General features: G+C 48.6%; 19 protein-coding genes. 9 read left to right on the top strand and 10 right to left on the bottom strand.

The genetic code is table 11. The features are described from left to right. Positions 1–44 precede the first annotated feature (44 nt). Positions 45–917 (bottom strand): hypothetical protein, encoded by an 873-nt coding sequence (locus J7439_RS14550; RefSeq protein ID WP_209202713.1) that lies wholly within the window; start codon positions 915–917, stop codon positions 45–47. A 90-nt stretch (positions 918–1007) separates the two neighbouring features. Between J7439_RS14550 and J7439_RS14545 the strand changes: the two genes are divergently transcribed. From J7439_RS14545 to lnt, 3 genes are all read left to right on the top strand, one after another. Then, entirely contained in the window at positions 1008–1412 is a 405-nt protein-coding gene (locus J7439_RS14545) for a hypothetical protein (RefSeq protein WP_209202712.1), read from the top strand. Between the two features lie 63 nt (positions 1413–1475). Further along, positions 1476–1925, top strand: a complete 450-nt coding sequence (locus J7439_RS14540; RefSeq protein WP_209202711.1) for a hypothetical protein — start codon at positions 1476–1478, stop codon at positions 1923–1925. 144 nt (positions 1926–2069) lie between these two features. Then, a complete protein-coding gene (lnt, locus tag J7439_RS14535; RefSeq protein ID WP_353623066.1) occupies positions 2070–2657 on the top strand; it encodes an apolipoprotein N-acyltransferase in 588 nt (195 codons plus the stop codon). A 408-nt stretch (positions 2658–3065) separates the two neighbouring features. Here the strand turns inward: lnt and J7439_RS14530 are convergent, their stop codons facing one another. Further along, positions 3066–4040: an ankyrin repeat domain-containing protein gene (locus tag J7439_RS14530; protein WP_209202709.1), complete on the bottom strand. Its 975-nt coding sequence runs from the start codon at positions 4038–4040 to the stop codon at positions 3066–3068. 151 nt (positions 4041–4191) lie between these two features. On the opposite strand from J7439_RS14530, the gene J7439_RS14525 reads away from it, so the two are divergent. Beyond that, on the top strand, positions 4192–7173 hold the full coding sequence (locus J7439_RS14525; RefSeq protein WP_209202708.1) for a hypothetical protein: 2982 nt from the start codon (positions 4192–4194) through the stop codon (positions 7171–7173). A 51-nt stretch (positions 7174–7224) separates the two neighbouring features. Here the strand turns inward: J7439_RS14525 and J7439_RS14520 are convergent, their stop codons facing one another. After that, positions 7225–7884, bottom strand: coding sequence for a YdcF family protein (locus tag J7439_RS14520; protein WP_209202707.1), 660 nt, complete (start codon positions 7882–7884; stop codon positions 7225–7227). 175 nt (positions 7885–8059) lie between these two features. On the opposite strand from J7439_RS14520, the gene J7439_RS14515 reads away from it, so the two are divergent. Next, positions 8060–9235 carry a cation:proton antiporter domain-containing protein gene (locus J7439_RS14515; protein WP_209202706.1) on the top strand — a complete coding sequence of 392 codons (1176 nt, stop codon included), beginning with the start codon at positions 8060–8062 and terminating at the stop codon, positions 9233–9235. 29 nt (positions 9236–9264) lie between these two features. Here the strand turns inward: J7439_RS14515 and J7439_RS14510 are convergent, their stop codons facing one another. Then, on the bottom strand, positions 9265–9765 hold the full coding sequence (locus tag J7439_RS14510) for a hypothetical protein (RefSeq protein WP_209202705.1): 501 nt from the start codon (positions 9763–9765) through the stop codon (positions 9265–9267). A gap of 110 nt (positions 9766–9875) precedes the next feature. Further along, positions 9876–11537 carry a putative transporter gene (locus J7439_RS14505; RefSeq protein WP_209202704.1) on the bottom strand — a complete coding sequence of 554 codons (1662 nt, stop codon included), beginning with the start codon at positions 11535–11537 and terminating at the stop codon, positions 9876–9878. Between the two features lie 268 nt (positions 11538–11805). Between J7439_RS14505 and leuS the strand changes: the two genes are divergently transcribed. Then, on the top strand, positions 11806–14433 hold the full coding sequence (gene leuS / locus J7439_RS14500; RefSeq protein WP_209202755.1) for a leucine--tRNA ligase: 2628 nt from the start codon (positions 11806–11808) through the stop codon (positions 14431–14433). Positions 14434–14663: 230 nt separating this feature from the next. Here the strand turns inward: leuS and J7439_RS14495 are convergent, their stop codons facing one another. The 4 genes from J7439_RS14495 to J7439_RS14480 all read right to left on the bottom strand — a co-directional run bounded on the left by J7439_RS14495 (position 14664) and on the right by J7439_RS14480 (position 19103). Further along, the gene (locus tag J7439_RS14495; RefSeq protein WP_209202703.1) at positions 14664–15584 is read right to left on the bottom strand and encodes a hypothetical protein; all 921 of its coding nucleotides are present in this window, start codon (positions 15582–15584) and stop codon (positions 14664–14666) included. Between the two features lie 164 nt (positions 15585–15748). Then, entirely contained in the window at positions 15749–16630 is an 882-nt protein-coding gene (locus J7439_RS14490; protein ID WP_209202702.1) for a hypothetical protein, read from the bottom strand. Continuing rightward, positions 16614–17351 (bottom strand): hypothetical protein, encoded by a 738-nt coding sequence (locus tag J7439_RS14485; protein WP_209202701.1) that lies wholly within the window; start codon positions 17349–17351, stop codon positions 16614–16616. The genes J7439_RS14490 and J7439_RS14485 overlap by 17 nt, the downstream gene beginning before the upstream one ends. A gap of 360 nt (positions 17352–17711) precedes the next feature. Then, the gene (locus tag J7439_RS14480; protein ID WP_209202700.1) at positions 17712–19103 is read right to left on the bottom strand and encodes a hypothetical protein; all 1392 of its coding nucleotides are present in this window, start codon (positions 19101–19103) and stop codon (positions 17712–17714) included. Positions 19104–19467: 364 nt separating this feature from the next. Between J7439_RS14480 and J7439_RS14475 the strand changes: the two genes are divergently transcribed. The 3 genes from J7439_RS14475 to katG all read left to right on the top strand — a co-directional run bounded on the left by J7439_RS14475 (position 19468) and on the right by katG (position 24246). Beyond that, on the top strand, positions 19468–20748 hold the full coding sequence (locus J7439_RS14475; RefSeq protein ID WP_502950423.1) for an aq_1923 C-terminal domain: 1281 nt from the start codon (positions 19468–19470) through the stop codon (positions 20746–20748). 203 nt (positions 20749–20951) lie between these two features. Continuing rightward, on the top strand, positions 20952–21842 hold the full coding sequence (locus J7439_RS14470; protein WP_209202698.1) for an aspartoacylase: 891 nt from the start codon (positions 20952–20954) through the stop codon (positions 21840–21842). 238 nt (positions 21843–22080) lie between these two features. Then, complete coding sequence (katG, locus tag J7439_RS14465) at positions 22081–24246, top strand: catalase/peroxidase HPI (RefSeq protein WP_286198359.1); 2166 nt, start codon at positions 22081–22083, stop codon at positions 24244–24246. A gap of 217 nt (positions 24247–24463) precedes the next feature. On the opposite strand, the gene J7439_RS14460 is transcribed toward katG, so the two are convergent. Further along, on the bottom strand, positions 24464–25549 hold the full coding sequence (locus J7439_RS14460) for a serine/threonine-protein kinase (protein WP_209202696.1): 1086 nt from the start codon (positions 25547–25549) through the stop codon (positions 24464–24466). Positions 25550–25807: the final 258 nt, after the last annotated feature.

Genomic DNA, 25807 nt, shown 5'->3' with positions numbered 1-25807 from the left:
TTATGAAAAGTTCAATAGATAGACCACCTGAAAGGTTAACTGTGTTACGGTAATCCTTCCCCCTGATTCATCAGCACTTTAAAGCGTTCATAGGTTTTCCAGTTTTCAATAACACGAAAAGTGCATTCATCACAGACCGTCACACAGTCGGCTTTTAATATGCCATAATGACACGTTTTAATGTATTCGTTCATCCGTTGAGGATCAGGATAACACTGACAATTCTGTAATTCCTCATTCAACCAAAACTCTATGAGTTCTATTTCGTCTTCGCTCCAGCCAGCACGCAAGGGTAAACACGCCTTTATAAAAAATTGTTTAAATTCCTTTTCCTTTTCGCCATTCAGGTATTCCAAATCATCGCTTCCAAGCAAAATGATTGCGCTATGGAACCTCGCTAAGGCTTGATACTCATCGGGAGCAAACCACTCTTTACCGGACCAGTCTTTGTTCAGAAACTCAGTCAGTTCTGCAGGCAGTCTTGCCAAGATTGAATCAGTCAGTGACTTTTCTTCCTCCTGAGTAGGAGGACTTTTTCTTCTATTTTCTACCCATTCCTCATACAAAAATTCACTTATGCGTTTATAAAGATTGTTTTTAAGCTCTTCTGGATTAATTTTCAAATCCAGACTGGGAGTGCCTCTGTCAACTGAATTGCAAGGATAAACGAGCAATAAATCATTTTCCTGAAACTGCACCTTTGGTTGTTTACGCTCTGTCTTTACGGAACAAGAGGTTAGAGAAGCTATTTGACGATTATCCAGAGAGCGCCCCGGGCCCTCTTCGGAATCAGGAAATTGCCGTAAACAGGCAGGAATGTCCTGAGCTTTACCATTCGACTCAGTAGATGCAATAGCCTGAGGGCTGTCAGATTTGGGCAGAGTTGACTGGACAGGGTGATTTGTTAATGGATGCATAAGTATTAATTTCCTTCTGAGTAACTTAACCCAACTTGCCGACAAGTACGGTAACTCTTCGCTAAAACCATAATTCAAGCATCAAAAGTCATGTATTCAACTCCTTGGCAGATGCTTGATATCTCCCCTGAACCTGAATGCACTTCGGGTCAACCCGGCACCCCCTTCAGTCTTGTTCATGTCAGCTTGACCAAGCAGGAATACATTGATCTCAAATGGCAGGTCAATCACTATCAGGATCTGTGGGAACGAGTTCGAGATCGTGAGCGCGAATTGACAGCAGCCATTGCCTTGATGAAAAAAGAACATAAGGCTGAAGTCGAGCAACTCAAAGTGTTGGAGAGCCTGGCAAATCATTGGGAAGGGCTTGTCCGGTTTATTCAGAATCCGGATGTCTCTATGGACAGCGACGTCCCTTTCACCTCTTCAGGTTGTGCGCTACCTGCTGTCGCTGGCCGCGGGTGCGGCCGTGCCCCTGGGCTTCAGCCCTTTTGACTTCTGGACACGCCCTTTGCTGCGCTGGCTCCCGCTATCGGAACCTATGGTTTAAGCCTGCTGATGGTAGCCACAGCCTGCCTGTTGTTTGCCTTGGTTATTCCGGCTAAACAGCAGCGGGCACCCAATATTATTGCTTTATTCATCGCCCTGGTATGTTGGGGACTTTCGTGGCCCCTCAACAACATGGCATGGACAGAAAAAACCGGCGATATTTCCTTCCGCTCGGTACAGGGAAATATCCCCCAAAACCTGAAGTGGGACCCTGACTTTATTCACACCACCATCATTAATTCCATTGGCCTGAGTGAAGACCAATGGCAGCAGAAATTGATTATCTGGCCGGAAAATGCCATTCCACTGTTTTATAACCGTGCCCGGGGCTTGATGGCTCAGTTGGACAGAATGGCCCGTCAGAATAACAGTACTTTCATTCTTGGCATGCCAGTGGATGATAATGCTGGCAGCGAAACCCGTTACTTCAACAGTATTCTGTCTCTGGGAGAAGGCTAAGTAGTTGGCCAAATGGAATCGTATATTTCTGGCTAAGTGGGCAGTTACTATGCAAGGCACAACGCAGGGAGCATAGCCTTAGCTATGTGACCGGAGTTGTAACGCCGCAGAGTGGCTGTCCACTTAGTCAGAAAATAGGATTTCATTTGGTTAACTACTTATTTACCCTCAGAGGGCCCTGGCCGCTACGACAAGCAGAAGCTGGTGTCATTTGGTGAGTACGTTCCCATAGAGTCCCTGCTGCGCGGGTTGAATGATTTCTTTAACCTGCCCATGTCAGAATTCTCCCGTGGAGACTCAGACCAAACCTTACTCAAGGCGGGCGAGGTAACCATTGCCCCTTATATTTGTTATGAGGTGGTCTACCCGGACTTTGTTGCACAAATGGCGCAAGAGAGTGGGCTGCTGATTACCATCAGCAACGATACCTGGTTTGGCAAATCCATTGGCCCTGTCCAGCATTTCCAGATTGCCCGGATGCGAGCGCTGGAAACCGGGCGCTTTATGATCCGGGCCACCAATGACGGCATTACCGCCCTGATTGATGAAAAGGGACGTGTGGCAAAAACCATTCCGCGCTTTACCCATGGCGTTTTGTCAGCAACCGCAGAGATTCGGGCAGGGCAGACGCCGTTTATGGCCTATGGCTCCTGGCCGGTGTTACTACTTGGCTTCCTGATGGTTATACTACCGCTGTATTTCAATCCCCGGAAAATGACGTCAATAAAGTGAAGCAGTATTGCAGAAAACCGATAGATTTTTAAAACAGCCTCTTAATGCCTACCATAAGACGCCCTGAAAAAAACAAGGTGTTATCACAACTAACTAATCGGTTTGTTTTAGAATATTTCCTTCTTCAGGTCAGCCTGAACTTGTCAGAGTGACAGTAGATAAAGGACATAGTAGAGAATCCCATTATTTAACCTGGGTAACGTCTGATGAAAAATATTGTAAGGTGGTTGCAACGACCAAAGGTCGGGTTGAAGTTCAACAACACAATACTTCCGAGTCAGATTCGAAATATTTTAATCTTTTTCATTAATAGAAATTCTGAAACCGGTCTTCTGGCCGGTACTACTGCCTGGTTTTTTCTGTTTATTTTAATTCCTGAAAATAACAAAATAATGGTGAAACCCTGCCCTAAGGAGTCATTGTCTTCCCAAGAGCGACTTCTCTGGTTAAATCCACCCCCTGCTCAAATCGTTCAAACGCAGCGATAAGTTCAAACTCTATCGTTTTCAGCCTACTCTGTCTTTCAGCTTCTTCCAGCCCGGATAATCCCAGATATTCCTCAACATAACCCATTATCTGATCGATCATCCGGTCATCAGGCTGGAGATGATCCAATGGCGAATTACCCCGGTCATCCAGATTTTCCAAACTCGGCCAGGCTCCTTCTGCTAACAATAATGCAAATACTTTAACCCTCTCGGGATGTTCACTTCTGCCTGCGTGATGAAGTGGCCTTACACCCGCATTGGTCGGATGATTGATGGCGATTTGATAGTCAGGATCAGCCCTGAACATATCACAGTACCACCGCACCACCTCCTCCCTGCCACCGGCTGCCAGATTAAACCGGTTATTACCCGTATTATTGGCAGCCTGCCCCTTTAAATCCCCCGGAGTTAATAGTGCCTTGATGGATTTAAACAGTTGGTAATATTCCGCCCGCAGCGCTTCGGGAGCATTGTTTAACAGAAAAACCAGTATTTGATCCGGACAGTCGCTGTTGATTGCCGGACCCACTTTACCAGCAACTTCATAGGCAATTTCATCGACTGATCTGGCCCCATTGGGTTCATTAAACAGTGATATAATCCGCTCACGGGAAACTGAATTACAAATCACCTGAAATGCCTGGGAATCTGCTGCTGCACATGCCCAGTGAAGAGGGTTCATGCCAAAAGGGTAATCAACATCCCTGCCGATACGTAATGCCTCAACAGCCACAGAAGCCAAAGGTTTTGCCTTATCAGCAAAATCAGATACATGTCGGCACCTGGAAAAATCAAGCACTCCTTGCTCCATCGTTGAAGCAATGCCACCACTTGCAATCGCCTCTGCAGACACATCTCTGTAAGGATCAACAGGCTGAGTTCCCGGGGCATCCATCAAAATAACCTCTCGACGCTGAAATAGTTTGATCCTTTGATTAGCAATCCAGCAAAAAGTTTCGTCCAATATTCCTTATATAAAAATGGAACCGGAAAGTCGCTACAAGGTCAAATGGCGATATTTAAAGTCCAGGTGTGCAGGGTGTCTTTTGAAAGCAGCAGCATCCACTCATTCCCCCCCGAAGCCTGCGGGCCGGGTAAATCAAAAAACCGGTTCAAACAGGATTCCTGACCGTGCCGGATGTTCATTTAACGGTAAAAGTGTCTCAACGCATCAGTTTCATAGAGGCACAGCCCCACCTCTGAATGATGCCAGGCGTATTGAGTTTGCCTTTTGGAATAAAAGGCCATTAAAGGGACATCAAATCACCCCGACTGAGGTGATTAAAGCCTATGGCAGTGACTGTTCGTCTCTCAGAGCTGGCTTCTTCCTGCAAAGGCTTTGTGCAAAGAACATTCTTCTTGACAATAGAAAAGTCACCCCGGAGCAGGTCATTCAAGAATTCAACCGACAGCCAGATGGCAATAATAAGTGCAGATTGGCGATAGCACGCTATAGAGAGGAATTTTGCCTGAAGGGCCTGCCATTAAATGGCAAGCCGGTCACAGCGGATACGGTGATCAAGGATTTCCCGAATACTCCGCAAGGCATACTGGGAAGAGCGCGTTTTAAGCAACAATGTTGCCTTAGCGGCCTGCCATTGAATGGCCAGCAGATTACACCGGATGAGGTGGTTAAGGCTTTTCCGGACAGTCAAGTCGGTAAACTGGGGGTAGCGCGCTTCACCGCAGAATGTTGCCTGAGTAGCCTGCCGTTGCATGGCCATCGGGTCACAGCGGATGCAGTGGTTCAGGGTTATCAGGCAGCCGGGGCAACACTGGAGCTGGCACGCTTCAAAGCGCAATGTTGCCTGAAGAGACTACGGTTGGATGGCAAACAGGTCACACCGGATGCGGTGGTTAAGGCTTATCCGGATAGTCCGGCCGGAAAACTGGGGATAGCGCGTTTCAAAGCAGAATGTTGCCTGAAGAACCTGCTGCTGTACGGCCGACAGGTCACACCGGATATGGTGGTCAAGGATTATCAGGCCGCCGGGGCATCACTGGAGCTGGCGCGCTTCAAAGCAGAATGTTGCCTGAAGAACCTGCCGTTGTTCGGCCGGGAGGTCGCACCGGATGCGGTGGTAAAGGATTATCAGGCCGCCAGGGCACCACTTGAGATGGTTCGCTTCAAAGCAGAATGTTGTCTGAAAGGACTGCGGTTGAATGGTCGGCCGGTCTCACCGGATGAGGTAGTTAAAGGTTATCAGACCACCAAAGCGCTACTGGAGCTGACGCGCTTTAAGGAACAATGTTGCCTGAGGAACCTGCCGTTGAATGGCCAGCTGGTCACAGCGGATGCGGTGGTTAAGGGTTATCAGGCCGCCAGATCACTACTGGAACTGGCACACTTCAAATCGGAATGCTGCCTGAAGGGCCTGTTGTTGCAGGGCCGACAGGTCTCAACGAATGAGGTGGTTAACGATTTCCTGGCTAGCCGGAAAGGCAAACTGGGGATAGCGCGCTTCAAGGAACAATGTTGCCTCAGGGGTTTGTTGTTGTATGGCCAGCGGGTCACGCCGGAAGAGGTGGTTAAGGATTTCCCGGATAGTCCGGAAGGCAAACTGGGCAGGGCCCGCTTCAAGGAACGATGTTGTCTGAGGGGCCTGCTGCTGAATCGCCTGCCGGTAACAGCACATCAGGTGGTTAAGGATTTCCCCGATAGTCTGGAAGGCAAACTGTCGCTGGCGCGCTTCAAGCAAAAGTGTTGCCTGAAGGGCTTACCGCTGAAGGACCGGCAGGTGACACTGGAAGAGATACTGAAGGATTATCAGGCCGCCAGAGCAACACTGGAGCCAGCTCGCCTGAAAGCAGAATGTTGCCTGAGAGGCCTGCTATTGAATGGCCGACAGGTGACTCCGGATGAAGTAGTCAGGGCTTTCCCAAACAGTCCGGAAGGCAAACTGGGAAGGGCCCGCTTCACGGAGCAATGTTGCCTGAGGGGCCTGCCATTGAATGGCCAGCCGGTCACACCAGATGCAGTAGTTAAGGGTTTTCCGGACAATCAGGCTGGCAAACTGGGGATAGCGCGCTTTAAGGAACGATGTTGCCTGAAGGGCCTGCCGCTGAATGGCCAGCAGATTACACCAGATGCAGTGGTTAATAACTACCGGGCCGCCATGGCAACAATGGAGCTGGCTTGCTTTAAGGCAGAATGTTGCCTGAGAAACCTGGCGTTGAATGGCCAGCAGCTTACACCGGATGAAGTGGTCCGGGGTTTCACCAGTAGTCCGGCGGGCCAATTGGCGGCAGCGCACTTCAAAGCGGAATGTTGCCTGAGAGACCTGCTGTTGAATGGCCAGCAGGACACGCCGGATGCGATGGATTATGAACGGGGTGGCTGGTTGCTCGAAAACACTATTTTGTATTCTCAGCTGCCATTGAAGACAAAAGTATTGGAAAGTATCTGGGATAACCAGCAAGTATTAGACGCGTTTAATGAAATACCCGGCGATCATTCTGCCGAGCAAACCAAATATCTGATTCAAAGCCTGAAACAATCTCTGCAGTACGGTGAAACCAGCGAAGCTCAGGATATACTTCAACAGGCTTGGCAAATCTCAACCAACGCACCGGTTCAGGACGATGAGCAACACCGACTGCAATGTATCCTGAAATTCATGGCTATGCAGAATGAATGGACAATTGACCATGAAAACCTGTCAGCAGCACAGGTGTTGCAATCCACCAAAACACTGAGACATACATTTCAGAACTTACGCATACGTTTCTTCTTCCTGGCGCACTGCTATATCAACAGCCTGTGTGTTAATGGACAACAAATCCATAAGGATCAGGTATTAGAATGCCTTAAGAGTTTTCCTGAAGAAAGTAAACTGCATTATGCTTTAGTCTGCTGGCTTGAAGAATGCCGCACCAACACCAATGTAATGGATTATATGCTGTTTAGACACGAAAAGACCGTTGCCGGTGATAGTCTTCACAGATACGATGTCTCTGATGGTCAACAAGAGACTTCGGCTTATTTCATGTTATCTGTTGATGAAGACTATGGGCTTGATATGAATTGAACGACAAAAATTGTCTAAATAGCACTGATCCAGGCTGGTTAAACACAACAGTCAGCTGCGATAGATCAGCCAGTACCATAAATACCCGGCGTACTCTCTTAAAGCACGTTCACTGTCGCTCAAATAACGGGCACTCGGCAACCATCGACTGATACGGAAAGTGTCTTTTGGGGCATCGACCAGCATCCCCGGTGCCGGAATCACATGGAAACCAGCTCGTTCAAAGCTGAGAACAGCCCTTGGCATATGCCAGCCATGGGTCACGAGTAAAACCGACTGAATATCCTCAGGCAGCATTTCACGGGCATACACTGCATTTTCCCGGGTTGTAGTACTTTGATCCTCCAACCACCGGGTTTCCACAGCAAAATCATGTTTAAGACTTTCTGCCATGATGGCGGCTTCCGGTCGGAAACCGCCACCACTGACCATAACCGGCAACTCAGTCTGACGGCTCAGCCATGCACCATAACGGAGTCGCTCCAGGGTATACATGGAAGGGCGAAAGCCTGACATCTCGGGGCTGATACGAGGTAAACCACCACCAAGAATCACCACTGCCTGAGGCTCTACAGGTTGTGTTTGCCCCGGCGTAAAGACCGGGTAGCACTCAAGGCTGCGAATAAGCAGCGATGCAACCGGCTGGGTTGAGAACAGATAAAGAATGACCAGTACCAGCCAGGCAATCCATGACTTAAAAATCAGTCCCATTATGATCAGCCAAATCAGCAACATGAAAAAAAGAGTCCACTTGTTTTTCTGAACGACCCCGCAGGCCCTGGTGGGGACACGTTATTGTGACACGCTCATTGAAAATCGGACAATCCCAACCTGTTTGATCAACTATCCTGAACAGTCCCATAGTTTTAACGATAAGGTTTACGCTGTGCAAGGACCGTTTGAGCATCTTGTTCTGGAAATGGCTGTCATCTTTGGTGGTGCATCGTTACTGGGTACCCTGTTTGTCTGGCTGAAACAACCCATTATTCTCGCTTATATAGGCCTTGGTATGCTGATTGGTCCCCAGGGTCTGAATGTAGTTATGGATGATGGACATATTGAAGCGATCTCCACCATGGGGATTATTCTGTTGATGTTTCTGCTGGGGTTACACCTGCACCCCAGAAACCTGCTCAAACAGTTAAAACAAACGGCGCTGGTAACCTTTCTCTGCCTGAGCGCTGTTGGTGCCATGATCTGTGCCGTTCTTGCCCTGCTCTTTGGTTTTCCATTGATAGAAGCGTTGATCGCTGGCCTGTCTCTGGCCTTTTCCAGTACCGTACTCAGTTTAAAGTTGATCCCTACCACAACACTGCACCATAAGAGAACCGGTGAAGTGATGATCAGTATCCTGCTGTTTGAAGATATTCTGGCCATTCTGACCATTCTGATTCTTTACAGCAGCAACGGTGGGGCCCATATCGAAGCGCTATTACTGCCGTTGAAAACCTGTGCATTTGCCCTGGGGGCCTGGAGTTTTGTCCGATATATCCTGCTACCGCTAATGGGACGTTTTGACATTATCTCTGAGTATATTTTTCTGGTGTCACTGGGCTGGTGCCTGACAGCAGCTCAACTGGCGGAGTCTTTTGGTCTGTCCCATGAGATCGGCGCTTTTATTGCCGGAGTCAGTATTGCTACATCGCCAATCTCACTGATTATTGCCGAGGGTTTGAAACCGTTGAGGGAGTTCTTTCTGATTCTGTTTTTCTTTTCGGTGGGAGCCCAGTTTGAACCGATGCTGAAAAGTCATCTCCTGATGGCCATTCTATTGACGTCAGCGATCGTATTAATTGCCAAGCCCATACTGTTTAAATATCTGCTGAAGCATCTGGCAGGCGAACGGAACGATAATGCGGCAGAAATGGGGTTACGTTTGGGGCAGAGCAGTGAATTCTCACTACTCCTGGCTTACGGAGCCATGACGGCAGGAAGAATCCAGCAGGAGACCGCATTACTGATCGAAGGAGCGGCAATTCTGACCTTTATAGTTTCTACGTATCTGGTGGTATTCAGACTGCCAACACCGATATCACCCAGCAATGAGTTAAGAAGTGATTGAGACTCTGCTGAGTTTTTAATGCTACAAAGTCACTGAGCATTCGATTCAACAACATAATAGATTATGCCTTCAAGTTCATACCACCGGGAGTTTGGAGGCAATTCACCTGGATCATTAGCTATTTGAATCTCACTGAGCGAACCATTAGCGGGGTTGATGTGGTCTCTGATGTGTTGATCAACATCTGACAGCAGGGCTTTCTGGTTACAATTGCTAAAGGGGCAGAGAACAATCAGATTATCCAGAAGCGTCTTAGTCTCTATACTGTAGCTGGTTAATGTTTTTCCGGTAACAATAATGCCATCGCAATTATGCTCTCCTGTTGCTAATAAATCGTTATTATCTATGCAAGGTTGGCAGATCGTATGATGACAACCATCAATTTTCCTGCCGTTGTAGGTTATATTTCTGCATTGAATGCATTCCAGGCTGCTCAGTGCGGATATCTGCGATGAATCATTGCTATAGGCAACATCTACCTGTCGACCTGAGGGTGTGATCACTGAAAAGGGCTGTAAAAGGCCGGGCATAATCTGAGTTCCTCTGCATCCTCTGAAACAACAACCGGTTATGTTTTCTGGTACTAAGACGACTTTGACCATTACCAGCGCTTTTTAGTTCCAACCCTCAGGACAGTTCCTTACATGAGCCCCCACAGCAACACTGCCAGTATCTGCGGTGACAAAATTCTCAAACACATCACCAGCGGATAAACCGTTGCGTAGGACAGTGCCGCCGCTCCGGACTTTTCATGCAGACTATTGGCAAAGGCCAGCGCAGGTGGGTCCGTCATGGAGCCTGCCAGCAGGCCACAGAGGCTCAAATAGTTAAGCCCACCAAACATACGGCTGGTAATACCGATCACCAGCAGCGGCACCAGGGTGATCACTGCGCCGTACAGCATCCATTGCAAACCATCCCCGTGCACCAGGATATCCACAAAGTTTTCCCCGGACTTTAAACCGACCACGGCCAGAAACAGAACAATACCAATCTCCCGCAACGCCAGGTTGGCACTGGGCGGCATAAACCAATATAAACGACCAATACTGCCTATTCGGCCAAGAATCAACGCCACCAGCAGAGGTCCACCCGCCAGCCCCAGCTTGAGCGCCGCAGGCAGGCCCGGGATAGCCAGTGGCACAGAGCCCAGCAAAATCCCCAGACCAATACCAATAAACACTGGCATCATCTGAACCTGTTGCAGCTTCTGCTGGGCATTGCCCACCTGATTGGCCACCGCATCAATCGACTCAGGGCGACCAACCAGGTTGAGAATATCACCAAACTGCAACGTCGCCTCCCGGTTGGGCACCAGCTCCACACCGGAGCGGTTCAGGCGGGAAACCACCACGTCATAACGCTGCTTGAATTTCAGGTCGATCAGCTTTTTACCCAGCACCTTCTCATTGGTTACCACCACCCGGGAAGTTCTGAGCTCCGTACCCTTGGTGGTCAGGGACGCGTCCACCTCTTCGCCGAGAATAAGGCGGGCACTCTGTAATTTCTGTCGACTGCCAACCAGATGGAGAATGTCACCCAACGCCACTGTTGTATTGCCCTTGGGGACAATCAGCTCTTCCTCCCGCTTCAGTCGGGAACAGACCAGTTCTCCGTCATTCAGCCCCGGAACATCCTGAAGCGCCAGGCCATCAATATTCGGGTTTCGAATGGCAACATTGATGGTATACAGGCTTTCCTTTCCGGTACCGGACACTTTCTCAAAGGCTTCCGCCTCCTGGTTAACGTCTATTTTGAACAGTCGCCGGATAAACCACATACTCAGCAGAATGCCACAGATACCAAACGGGTAAGCCACCGCATAGGCAGAACCTGGCAGTGCCAGCATGCTCTCTGGCGTCCCCAGCTCGGCCAGAATGCCGGTACCCGCCGCCAGAGAAGGCGTATTCGTCACCGCGCCCGAATAAACCCCCAGGACAACGGGCAGTGGAACATCAAACATCAGATGAAGTACGGTGGCCACCACCCCGCCCAGCAGTACCAGCCCTGCGGCAAAGGCATTCAATTTCAGACCGCTGCTTTTCAGCGATGAAAAGAAGCCCGGCCCCACCTGAATCCCGATGGTGTAAACAAAAAGAATCAGGCCAAATTCTTTGATGTACTCCAGTGTATGGCTGTCCAGATGAATATCCATCTGATAGACAAAGTGCCCCACCAGAATACCCCCGAACAGCACTCCACCTATGCCCATACCGACGCCGCGGATGCGCCAGTTACCTATCCACAGGCCCAGCACGGCCACCAGCGACAGGATCGATATGGATATCGCGATATCGCTCATTATGTTTTCCAGAAAGTGAGAATGAATGGATGACGAAAAATGCATCACCTTACCAAATATTGACAGTCAGGACGGATGATATAGATCAATGGAGGACAATCTGTATGGATAAATCCACAGGAAAAGTGCAGTTGCGCAGGCAGTGTTGTATCCTTGCGGGTTATTAGTTTCCCTGACTCTTTGATTGGTTTTCCACGAAGCTTTTCTCACCGGACGGCTTTCAGGAAAGCATCAAAGCGATCCTTTACATTAAGCCCGTTGAGCGATGATGGAAGAGCATTACCAACCGCATCAGATTGAGAGCGAAGCCCAGAAATTCTGGGAAGACAATGACAGTTTTGCTGTTACCGAAGGCACTTCAGAAGGCTGTTCAGACGAGAAGAATAAAGAGAAGTTCTACTGCCTCTCCATGTTCCCGTACCCCAGTGGCCGACTGCACATGGGGCATGTTCGTAACTACACCATTGGTGATGTGATTTCACGCTACCAGCGCATGCGGGGCAAGAATGTCCTGCAGCCTATGGGCTGGGATGCCTTTGGTCTGCCTGCCGAAAATGCCGCCATCAAAAACAAGACGGCACCCGCACCCTGGACCTACGAAAACATCGATTACATGAAAGGCCAGCTCAAGCGCCTGGGTTTCGGCTATGACTGGAATCGTGAGCTGGCAACCTGTAAGCCGGATTACTACAAGTGGGAGCAATGGTTCTTTACCCGGCTCTACGAAAAAGGCCTGGTATACAAAAAAATGGCCACCGTTAACTGGTGCCCAAACGACGCCACCGTACTGGCCAACGAGCAGGTTGAAGATGGCCGCTGCTGGCGTTGTGATACGGTCGTTGAGCGCAAAGAACTGCCCCAGTGGTTTGTCAAAATCACCGCCTACGCCGACGAACTGCTGGCCGACCTCGATAAACTCGAACACTGGCCAGAGCAGGTCAAGGCCATGCAGCGCAACTGGGTTGGCCGCTCCGAAGGCGTACAGATGACCTTCAAGGTTGCAAATGGGCCTGAAGGTGCCCCTGATGAGTTCAAGGTTTACACCACCCGACCTGATACCCTGATGGGCGTGACCTACGTGGGCATTGCTTCAGAGCACCCATTGGCCAAAGCGGCAGCGGCCAATAACCCTGCCCTTGCCACCTTCATCCATGACTGCAAATCCAATGCCGTGACTGAAGCCGAAATGGCCACCATGGAAAAGGTCGGTGTCGATACCGGCATCCGGGCCATTCACCCAATCACGGGGCGTGAAGTCCCTGTATGGGCGGCCAACTTTGTACTGATGGATTACGGTACCGGTGCAGTGATGGCCGTTCCCGGCCATGACCAGCGGGACTACGAGTTTGCCACCCGCTTTGGTCTGCCCATCGAACAGGTCGTCGAGCCTGCCAATGGCGAAGCCATTGACCTTGGCGCAGCGGCTTTTACGGACAAGGGTAAGCTGGTGAACTCCGGTGAGTTTGACGGCCTGAGTTCAGAAGAGGCGTTCAATGCCATCGCCGACCGACTGATTGCAGAAGGCAAAGGTGAGCGTCAGGTGAACTATCGCCTGCGCGACTGGGGTGTCAGCCGTCAGCGTTACTGGGGGGCACCAATTCCGATGCGCTACCTGGAAGACGGTACTGAAGTTCCTGTTCCTCTGGAAGATCTGCCGGTGCTGCTGCCAGAAGACGTGGAAATGGACGGGGTTCAGTCGCCCATCAAAGCAGATCCTGAATGGGCAAAAACCACCCACAACGGCCAGCCTGCCACCCGTGAGACTGATACCTTTGATACCTTCATGGAGTCCAGCTGGTACTACGCCCGCTACTGCTCGCCACAGTCTGATGACCAGATGCTGAACCCTGAGCAGGCCAACTACTGGCTGCCGGTGGACCAGTACATTGGTGGTATCGAGCATGCGGTTATGCACCTGCTCTACTCCCGTTTCTATCACAAGCTGCTGCGTGATGCCGGCCTGGTGGATAGCGATGAGCCGTTCAAGCGCCTGCTCTGCCAGGGCATGGTATTGGCTGACACCTTCTTCAAGCTTGATGAAAAAGGCGTCAAGCAGTGGATTGCCCCGACCGATGTCGACAGCGAGTTTGACGACAAAGGACGTCTGGTTAAGGCTACCCTGAAAACGACAGGTGAAGTGGTTGAGCATGCGGGCATGAGCAAGATGTCCAAATCCAAAAACAACGGTATCGACCCACAGGACCTGATTGATCAGTACGGTGCTGACACGATCCGTCTGTACACCATGTTCGCTGCGCCACCGGAGCAAACCCTGGAGTGGTCTGAAAGCGCTGTAGAAGGTGCCAACCGTTTCCTGCGTCGCTTCTGGAAGCAGGCCGCAGAACATATTGCCGGTGGTGATGTGGCTGCTCTTGATCTGAACGCCCTGACCAAAGAGCAAAAGGATCTGCGCCGTAAAGTGCATGAAACCATCAATAAGGTTTCTGATGACTGTGAGCGCCGCCTGACCTTCAATACCGCCATTGCCGCGATCATGGAGTTGAACAACGCCATCAGCAAGTTCCAGGTGAGTCATTCACAAAGTCAGGATCGCGCCGTCATGCGCGAAGCCATTGAGGCCACCACGCTGATGCTGGCACCGATTGCGCCTCATGCCATGCACAGTATCTGGCAGGCTTTGGGCAACTCTGAGCCAGTACTGGATGCTTTATGGCCGGTAGCTGACGAAGCAGCGCTGAAGAAAGAGGCCATCACCCTGGTGGTTCAGGTCAATGGTAAGGTGCGGGCAAAACTGGAAGTACCGGCAGGCCTGGATAAAGACGCCATTGAGAAGCTGGCTCTGGAGCATGAAAACGTCAGCAAGTTCACCGATGGTCTGACAGTCCGCAAAGTGATCGTGGTTCCCGGTAAACTGGTGAATATTGTTGCCAATTAGTCGCAAGCTGATGACTACCCGGGTCGAGTTACTAATACTGCTCTCAAGGTCTATTCCATGCCCACCCCGTTAGAAACGGGGTGGGTATCAAGACGGAGTTTTCTGATTATTAAGCAGTTAACCAAACGGAATCCTGTTTTTTTGACCAGGTCATACAGCTATGCTGTCTGCGTTGTGCCTTACATAGTAGCTGTCCACTTAGTCAGAAATATACGATTCCATTTACCCAACTACTTATCGACAGTAACTTTTAAGGCAAGTACGCGTTTTTCTGCAATGTCAACATCACCAACCAGAAATGCATTATTAGTGCGAACAATCACTTCAGGGTCAGTTTTCAGCAGGATGGCACTATTTTCGACACTAACATCATAAGACTCTATGGTTCCTTCTACAGGTTTTGGCTCTAAGCCTGTTTCTCTAAACGCAATGTTGATGTCTCCCCCCCTGTATCCGCATCCAGCATCCGTAATTTTTTTGTTCATCGTTACCATCATAAAGATGGTGGACTTGCAAGGTCGGTTTCTATCGCCATAATTGTACCAGCCACGTTCCATTTTATCCGATGTTACTTCCGCAGTTACAGGGTAACGCAGAATTTCGGCTGTCAGAATATTTATGGTGTGGCCACCCAATTGCAACTCAACAGCCATTCTTTTAATCGCACAGAATAACAAATTGATAACTGCATCCGACTTCACATATTTTCTGAGTTCAGGTTCAATAGCTTCTCTGTTCATAAGTTCGCAGCGGTCATCCAGGAGGAGGCCAGTGATGCCGGGAGCACTGTCACCAGTCAGAGGAATTTGAAAAAAAGCAGGACTATATTCAGGAATAACCAGTGACGGTTTGCAGAATAATTTCGTCGGTTCAAAAAGGGTCCATACCTCATACTCCATAACTTCACTTTTTGACTTTGGATAGCCTTTGATAACACTATTGAAATCAGGATTTGTTGCTTCTTCAATATCTTCATTGGCTTTTATGAGTACAGTTTTCGGAATAACATCAGCTAACTTGACGAGTATGCCACGAAAATTGCCTTGCGTGTTTTTTCCTCCTGCTTGATTATCTTCAGTTTGATCCTGAGGCTTCACGGTATTGGAAACCGGATTCAGATTCAAAAATTTCGGTGCGAGAAGAGGGTCCATAATTTGATACCAAAAAAAGTTCGTTGTTGTTTGGGTAATACACCTTTCTGACACATCGATCAGGAAAAAGTTCAGTTTCTGATTAAATCTTCAACAAGATTTTGTACGGAAGGATTCAGGACAGCCAGTACAACAAAACACACTGTAAATAGTTCTGGACTTATTCATTCCATATTACCCCCCCTGGGTATTGATGCGGATACAATAATATTGGCAGCAAACCTTGTAATTCCCCGGGTCAGAGCGACCAGAGGTAAAATAGCGTTAAAGGCTCCGAGATTTTGCTCACCATTGGCTTGATGGAAGTCTCTGGGATACTTTTTCTGCGTGTCAGTGGGGTGCAAAGTTTTCGGGTACAGTATTTTATCCAACTGCCCGGTGTTCTTCAGGTGTTCTGAGTAGTACTCACGATCAGGGTTTAATGCACCGGGGTCTGTGACCTCATCAGGCTGCTGGGCAGTCCAGTACAGAATCTCCAGGGCTGAGCGAGTCAACCATGAACGGTATTTGGTATCGTCTAACCCCATAAATTCTTGCAATCTTGACTTGGGCTGTAATTCTTTTTCTTTGGCAAAAAATCCTGACAGGTATTCGTTCAGTAGCTGTTCAATAAAGTTTTCTGTCTCTTCCACTGCCTGTTGATTTTGATAATAATAATCTTGTGAATCCCGACGCAAGCGTGACCTTAATAACACGGCAGCGAGCAAATTTTCGCATAGGGCATTGGCAAAGCTTAGCCGCTGTATAACCTCTGGCGTATAACCCCAGGTTTTAGAGTCTTTCGCACCAAGACCGCTTTTTATGGAGCCATAAAACTCAACATCACCCCAATCCCGTAAACCATCCCAGCCAAAGTCAGGACGTTCAATCGCTTCGATCCAGCATTCAAGCTTTCCTGGTAATGGAAAGGCGAAATAAGCGGAGTTCCCCAACAACGCGCTTAGGAACACCCATCGACGCCCGGTAAAGTGAAATGCCGGTATCGTTGACGTAGGCATAACCCCAAACTGGCCATTAAGTACGCCAATATCATGGATGCCATTCAATATGAATCAAGAAAAAAGGATTGGCATTCACCAGCTTCTTAAATAACAAACCAAGTTTTTTTTCATCTGCCTTATATCTTTGTGAGACAAACCTATATACATTACCCAAGACCATGCAATGACATCTCTTTATTGGCTCATCTTCTCCCAATTCAGCTGTGACAATCTTTATCAGCACCTCTTCAATCAAGACAGGGTCCTTGTAGAAAGTACTGTATCGACGTTGATTCATCAAAAACTCATAATAATTACTAATCCATTTCTGGTCATTGAGTGAATCCAAAATGGCTTCTTTTGTTATAAAATGAACCGGAACTACTGATAATTGACACAAGCCATAGAATAATTGTGACAGGCAGTATTCTTTGTTTTTATTTTTAATATGTTCCGGAAGGTATTTGAGCCCTATCATTCCTGAACAAATGAGTTCATTGTACAAGTCATCATTTTTAAAACTCTCAGGGAGAGTGCGCAAGGATTTTATTTTCGCAGTGATCTCCAGATGATCATAAATAAAAATTGCCATTTTCGGTGGTGTTTTAGAAGGAATACTTCTTTTAAGAAGATAATCGATAACGATCATAAATTCTTCTTTCGTGAGTTTATACGCCCCATATTTAACCACTGTTTTTATCAGCTCGACTTGTGTGTTGGACAAGATAGCAGTGTTAGTAAAAGAATTTGGCTTATGATCACATAAGGTTTGGGATAATTGATCCACCAATTTCTCCTATATTAAATCATCCTTAATCCTGACGAAGATGTGCCCTTAAAGAGTACCTTTAGACTTTGACTCATTAAAAAAACTAAAGTTCTAAAAAAGAGGTGCAGGGCTTACGCAGGAAGACAATCATTCACATTTGAGCCACCTTCCTCGCTGAGGATAAACATCTTCAGGTTCTGCCATATGTTTTTGTCAGCCTGTACGACACCAATTGTTTCAGGCCTGCCCATTCCGCTTTTGTAGTTTAATCTGTATCACTGATGGGGAAAACAACAAAGCAAACTGGCAAGATTCCACGGGAAGCGGGCTTTAAGGCGGCTAAGGAAACACTGGTGTCATTCCTTCAGACGTTTTCCTTTATTCGTCATCATCAAAAGGCTCATCATCGAATAAAAAAGATGACCCTTCCCTTTCTTTTTCTTCCTCTTCCTCTTCTTCACGTTCTTTCCTGCTTTTCCTTTTCCTATCAGACCGATTCAAGGGATTTGGAGCTGTATTAGGTAAAATAATGGGAGGTGGCTGCTTTTGACCACTTTCCACAGCCAGTGGTGGTTGTGCTGCGATATTGGCCAACCCCATTGAAGCAAGCAACTGGTTTAACGAACCCATTGCCTGAGCGGAACTGATGGGCGTTGCACTGTTATTGGCACTGGTATTGATACTGGTATTAATGCCGACCTTGTTACCTGACTCAGGACGAACAGCTTCATTTGCACTCCTGTTCCCCGGGGAAACAGGCCCTTCCCCGTTTTTCAGCCTGCTCTCGCCATGCCCATTATGCACCCCGGACTTTATTGGTACAGATAATCCATCATGCTCTACTCCGCTGCCAAACCCATTGACTACCCCCGGCTTTAATAACTCCGAATGGTATTGCCGATTAACAAGAGCAAGTCCTTTTTCAGGGGCAATTTCAACAGCAATATCAGCGTTAGTGGCGTACTGATTTAAAAGAGAGTCAACTTCTTGCAATAAAGCAGAGTCTGTCAGTGAGTTAGCATCTTTTAAAGCCAGCGACAGCTTCTCCGCCAATCTGGATAACTCCATCGCTTTTTGAATATCTTCCGGACGCCCCTGCAACATGAGCCTGTTGATAAGGTTACCTAACAGTTCACTGATTGAATGTCGTTGAGACAAGGGCACCCTGCCCCCCTGGGACGCTGCGTGATCCTCAGACTCCCCCTGTCCGGCATCAATGATCTGAGCACTGCCACCCGTTAACAAGGCAATCAGTTGTGCTACTTTTGCTATCACCTCAATGATAATTTGCGCTGACGGGCTTTCTGTCAGGTCAGGTCCACAGACCACAACATGCAGTGCAGGTGGTGTGGTAAAGAGAGAGGCAATTGACCTATCGGGTAAGGCCGTCCAGGCAGGCAATATCCTGTTACCTGAGACAACATTGCTGATAAAAGCTGGCTGTGAAACCGCTATTGGCATTGAAGGCGGCGCTGTAAGCGAAGATGGTGGCTGCGGGCACTGGCTTGTAACGTTCCTCTCAATGACTGTTCTTAACTCACTACCTAATGGCTTGGCAAAAATCCTGTTTTGAACAGTCCGCAGCTCCCAACGCTCCACCAGCCGCAACTGCCTGGAGTTACCCATAGCATCGGTAACATACAGATTCTTTTCTTTGGTCAGTTCAGTGCAGCTGACATTGGCTGTCTGGCCGGAATTGGGCAAATCCGGCGGCATGGATGCCGCCGGTTGCATAGGTACCGCTAATTGCATGGATACAGCTTCTGCCATGGGGCCTCCTGCTAAGTCCAAAGCAGAGAATGCACTCTGCCATCATATTGAGTTAATTATTATTTTTCCCTATATACAGTAAGACACTGAAAATCCGGATAAGTTCCGGCATGGTGGGGCGGCCAGCCTCCCGGAACCTGGCAGCAATCAGTAAAGTCCATCCGCCAAACGGGAGCTGAACATATCAAAGAGGACGCTGGCTTCCCTTGTGAATTGCTGGCAAAATTCCTGACCATATAAGATTTTATGGATAATTCAGGGTGATAAAGTGCTTCGTTTGTTAAAAGGACTTACGCTTGTCACAATTCTGGCAGCCGTTATTTTGCCGGGAATTATGTACTTTTTATCCAGTAAAATCACCTTGATGGTAAATCAGTGGGTCGCCAGCCTCTCTCCTTATGCCCGTGTAAGCTATGAGCAAATTGATATAGGCCTGGGCGGCACTATCAAGCTTCACAATGCAACGATTGATCTACCATCCGGCCAGCAGCACAGACTGGAAATACAGCGAATATCCCTTCGCTTTCCAGAGCTTTATGGACTGTACCAGCCAGCCTTAACCGGTGATTACTCTCTGATACCGCAATCCCTGACTGTAGAGCTGCAGGGCATGAACTTATTTTTTCTGGACTACCCTCACCTGGAAGCCCACTTTGCCAAAAGGAATGAGTCATTAAACACAAGCCTTCCCGAAGCTTGTCATGACCAGTTTCTCTTTGGCCCTGCACAGCTTGAATCAATGGGTTATACCTCGGCCAATTTAGTCAATCTCGGACTCCGATATCAATTTCATGACTTCAACCAAACGCTTGACCTTGTCTTTGAAAGCGAAATCCAGGGGTTGGGATTTACTACGTTAGGCTTGTCCATCGATAACATAAGCCATCTTGACCGGGCAGCATTCAAAACCGAAACTGCAGGACTGAAGCAACTTTCTTTCTGGTATCAGGATGATGGGTATATAAGCCGGAAAGTCAGGTTCTGCGCTCAACGCTCTGGCGTTTCAACTGCTGAGTATGTTGCCCGGGAAGTATCACGGGAGAATCAATACTACGCGGCACTATGGGGCGTTATTCCGGGGGATTCTATTCGAGAGGCATACCAGGACTTCCTCAACAATCCAGAGACCGTCTCCATTAGCCTGGAATTTCAGTCCCCGTTTCTTTTCAACCGGCAGTACCGGGAAGATGACGTTCCGGTGGTTAACCAGCGCTCTGTATCGATTAACAATAGTGAAATCATTGCGCCAATACTCACGATTGTTCCGGGGGAGATAAGTAAAAAAGTGGCTGAACTGCAGGCAATACTGTTGAGCAACGTCGAATTGCCGGACGTAGACAGCCGCAGGGCAAACCCTGTATCTGAACCCTATGATGACCAATCAGCCTCCCTGCCTGAACAGGAAATTGACCTGAGAGCAGTGTATGTTGGTCAGCATATCCGGTACCAACCTGTGAAGCTGACCAGTTTGACTGAAGGTGAACTGCGGCAAATCAGAATTACCCTGAGCAATGGACGCCAGTATGAGGGCATTATTAACAGCCTCAGTGACAGTGAGCTTCAGCTTAAAAGCCTGCAGTCAGGAGGCGAACTGGTACTCCCGATAAAACTTGAAAGAATTGTTCAACTTGAAATAAAAATGTAAACGCCGGGAATGATTCCCTGCACAGTAAAACTGGCGTAATCATCGGACTATAACTAGTCTCAGCAAGAAATCCCCCCGGTAGTATCATCTAACCAATGGTGAAAAGTGGGTTAAACACATCACGCATACGCTGTTCGTTGATAACAAATGCAGTCAGGCAGTCATAAAAAATCAGATAAACAATTGCACTGCCAGAGAGGTTAATGATGAAAAATGGCAATCATCAGGTCATTGAAAAAGTCACTATTATTGGCGGAACCCACGGCAATGAATACATCGGTCCCTACTTCATAGGCAAGGCAGAGCAAGCGGGGGTTTATCAGGATAATGCCCTGGAAGTGGCAACGCTCCTTGCCAATCCGGAAGCCTTTGCCCGGGCAAGGCGGTTTATTGATCAGGATTTGAACCGATCATTTTCTCCCCGGGTTCTCACCGGTACTCAAGACGCCCATGAGTGTCAGCGGGCAAGAGAAATCGCCAGACACTTTGCTCAGAATGACATAGACCAGCACTTCCTGGTTGATCTCCACAGTACCACCGCCAATATGGGCATTACCCTGATCGTCAGAAATAGTGAGCCACTAAACCTTCACACTGCGGCTTATGTTCAGAAAAATATTCCCGAAGCCCGGATCCTGCTCAGCGATGTTGACCATGGTCAGCACCAGTCTTTAAACAGCATTTCACGTTTTGGTATTGTGATTGAGGTTGGTCCCTTAGCCAATGCCGTGCTTCGTCATGACCTCTTTGAAACCACTGAGAAAGTGGTGGATCTGGTCGTTAAGTTCCTGACTCTGTGCAAAACTCGCCAGGAACCCAAGCTTCCTGATGCAGTAACGGTATTCAGGTTCAGGGAAAAAGTACCCTACCCCAGAAATGAACAAGGGAATCTGACCGCAATGGTTCACAAAGACCTTCAGGATCGGGACTATCGTCTGCTGAAAACCGGTCACCCCATTTTTATGACATTTCAGGGTGATGATATCCGACACTCCGGGGAACCAGGCTATCCGGTATTTATTAATGAGGCCGCTTACTACCTTGAAGATACGGCTTTCATCATCACCGACAAGGTTGAAGTCTCACTGGATTGAACATCTATTGGTCTAACCATGCTCACTTTCCTTTTCTGAAGCAGAAACCCCAGGCAGTTAACTGCCAGCAATCAACAATCAGTACACCTACCTAAAAAAACGCGAAAACATCCCATAGACAATCAAATAAAATTCGTAATATACTGATATAGAAGAAAAAACATTGACCCAAGTCAAACCAGCACCCCGTCGGAAAACTGATAATGCTGCCAACGTAACCCACAAGAAGAACTGAGCAATGAATCATCCCCACTCTGGAAAATGTCCCGTTATGCACGGCGCGGTGACCGAGAGCGGCAAGTCGAATGTTGACTGGTGGCCAAAAACTCTGAACCTCGACATTCTGCATCAGCATGACCAAAAAACCGACCCGATGGCACCAGAGTTTAACTATCGGGAAGCGGTGAAAACGCTCGATTTTGCCGGCCTGAAGCAAGACCTTAAAGATCTGATGACCAACTCCCAGGAGTGGTGGCCTGCCGACTGGGGACACTACGGCGGCCTGATGGTACGCATGTCTTGGCATGCGGCCGGTACTTACCGTATTGCCGATGGCCGTGGCGGTGGCGGTACCGGTAACCTGCGCTTTGCCCCATTGAATTCCTGGCCCGACAACGCCAACCTGGACAAAGCCCGTCGCCTGTTATGGCCGATCAAGAAAAAGTACGGTAACAAGCTGAGCTGGGCTGACCTGCTGGCTTATGCAGGTACTGTCGCTTATGAATCCATGGGGCTGAAAACCTTTGGCTTCGCATTCGGCCGGGAAGATATCTGGCACCCTGAAAAAGATACTTACTGGGGCTCTGAAAAAGAGTGGCTGAAGCCAAGCACCGAAGAAGGTGGACGCTACTCCGGGATGCGTGACCTGGAAAACCCATTGGCAGCGGTGATGATGGGTCTGATTTACGTCAACCCGGAAGGTGTGGATGGCAATCCTGATCCACTGAAAACCGCCCACGACATGCGCGTCACCTTTTGGCGTATGGCGATGAACGCTGAGGAAACCGTAGCCCTTGCCGCCGGTGGCCATACCGTAGGTAAGTGTCACGGTAACGGTAAGGCTGAACTGCTGGGTGAGGCTCCGGAAGGTGCTGAACTGGAAGACCAGGGTCTTGGCTGGCTCAACAAAACCAGCCGGGGCATTGGCCGCAATACTGTGACTTCCGGTATTGAAGGTGCCTGGACCACCAACCCAACCCAGTGGGATAACGGCTATTTCCACCTGCTGTTCAAATACGACTGGGAACTGAAGAAGAGTCCGGCCGGTGCCTGGCAATATGAGCCCATTAACATTGCCGAAGAAGACAAGCCTGTGGATGTGGAAGACCCATCCATCCGCTATAACCCCATTATGACCGATGCGGATATGGCGCTGAAGGTAGACCCGGAATATCGCAAGATTTCCGAACGCTTCCGTGATGACCACGCCTACTTCTCCGAAGTGTTTGCCCGCGCCTGGTTCAAGCTGACCCACCGGGATATGGGACCACAAACCCGCTACATCGGTCCGGATGCACCACAGGAAGCGCTGATCTGGCAAGACCCGGTACCTGCAGGCAAGACCGATTACGATGTGGCTGCGCTCAAGGCCAGAATTGCCGCCAGCGGCCTGAGCAACAGTGAGATGATCACTACGGCCTGGGACAGTGCCCGGACTTTCCGTGGCTCCGATAAGCGCGGCGGTGCCAACGGTGCCCGTATCCGTTTCGATTTCCAGAAGGACTGGGAAGGCAACGAGCCCAAGCGTCTGGAAAAAGTGCTCTCGGTACTGGAACCGATTGCAACAGAAGCCGGTGCCAGCCTGGCAGACGTGATTGTTCTGGCCGGTAATGTCGGTCTGGAAGCCTCTATCAAGGCAGCGGGTTTTGACGTTAAGGTGCCTTTCGCTGCTGGCCGTGGTGATGCGACGCTGGAGCAGACGGATGTTAAGTCCTTCGAAGTGCTTGAGCCTCTGCACGATGGCTTCCGCAACTGGCTGAAGAGGGATTACGCCGTGGCAGCGGAAGAGATGCTGCTGGACCGGGCTCAATTAATGGGACTCACCGCCCACGAAATGACAGTACTGATCGGCGGTATGCGGGTTCTGGGTACTAACCATGGTGGCAGCAAACACGGGGTCTTCACCGATCGCGAAGGTCAGTTAACCACAGACTTCTTCGTTAACCTGGTGGACATGAACTACACATGGAAACCGGCCGCTGATGGTCTCTATGAGATCCGGGACCGCAAGACCGATACCGTGAAGTGGACCGCTACCCGTGTTGACCTGGTATTTGGTTCCAACTCAATTCTGCGAGCTTACGCAGAAGTGTACGCCCAGGACGATAATCAGGAAAAATTCGTTCGTGACTTTGTCGCCGCCTGGACCAAAGTGATGAATGCTGATCGCTTTGACCTGGCTTAATCGCAACACCGGCTAAAACCCGATACACACGCCGCATTCATTGCGGCGTGTTTGACCCGGATGCCTGGACCATGAGCGTACTGAAAAATATACAGAATGAGAGCTGGATTATGCATAACCATTCATTCTCTTGGCCCTAAAAATACTGACCAGGCAATGGCTCTGCTTCATTAATAAGGGATTCTTAAAAAAAATGTCAACAAAGCACCATGAGCTATCAACGCAAGGTGGCAAAGTAAGGGTGAGACAGTGCTTCAGTGGGGGATAACCGGTCCGCAGGGTCCGGTTCCGTTAATGACATGAATAACTCAGCAGCTTCCTGTCCTTCCTTTTCCAAGAGCTCCTCGTATGCCTCTGTTCTCAATGTTTTTATTGCTTCCATAGCCTCATTAAAGGGTATTTCATCACCTACTGGCATTACCGGGTAACCCAGACGCATTTCCGCGAACGTACAGCCCAAGGACCAGGAGTCCGCCCTGTCATTATTATGATCATCCAGTCTATACATTTTTTCCGGTGGCTTATAAAAGGGGGTTCCACTAAGGATCTGAATACTTCCGCCAAGTTCTTCTGCAAACCCGAAATCACAGATTTTTACCTTGCCTTTATCATTAATCAAAATATTTTCAGGCTTTATGTCATGATGCTGATAACCGGCCTGGAATAGCGTACTGACCCCATTGACCGCCTGAAAAAAAGCCTCTTTTAGCTCTACACCTTTGAAACAACCATCCTCTTTTAACGACTTTCTTAAATCCATACCTCCGTACTCTAAAAGGGCGTATTTTTTATCTGATCTTCCTCGACTCAGGGAAATGATGTTGGCAATATTCTCTGAGTTCCCGCCTGTTCTTGCGACTGCACGCTGAATTTTTATCAATTGTGCACATTCTAGTCTGCGCTCATCATCATCAGCCACTATTTTAAGGGCAAGGTTCTGATTGGTATGCCTGTGAACCATAAGATTCACAACACCAAATCCTCCCGTGCCTAACGTCTTGCTCTTATACAAATCTTTTTGGGGTACGATCGGATAGTTGTACTCTGGATCGATGGTGGCACCTTTAAAAGTAATCGGTGCTGCTGGTTGCAGGTTATCAATCTCAAAGGAGAGCGCGTTTCGTTGCACAAGAGGTGTTGGGGCTTTCCCTGTTAGCGTCTCACCTTTTTTTGGGCTAACGTAAGATTGCCCTGCCACCTTAGCCACAGATTGCCCAGCAAAGTAATCTTTCCTTGGCTTAGGATCTTTTGGTGGATGAGGCTGCAAGTTAGGCTTCATTCCACCTTCAATTTTTCGAGTCATTTCTCTTTGGCTCCAGAATCCAATAAATAAGAACAATATTCTTATTTTTCTTTGTATAAAAAAGCGGCATATCAGTAACAGGCTTTAATATAAATGTCCTGATTGCCACTGAATTTATGCTGACTTTCATCAGTAAGTAATTGTCCCGAAATAATTCCTACATTTCGCCTATAGTAAAGAGCCATAAATATCTACCTTACGGCTCTTTTCTGTGCGAGTGGTTATGAATAATTATTCAGAATCAGTTGAAACTCAGAT

The organism is Salinisphaera sp. G21_0 (genome assembly GCF_017744115.1).
Lineage (GTDB): Bacteria > Pseudomonadota > Gammaproteobacteria > Pseudomonadales > Endozoicomonadaceae > Endozoicomonas.
Note: the sequence above shows the minus strand (reverse complement) of the source record. Positions and strands in the feature narration are given on the sequence as shown.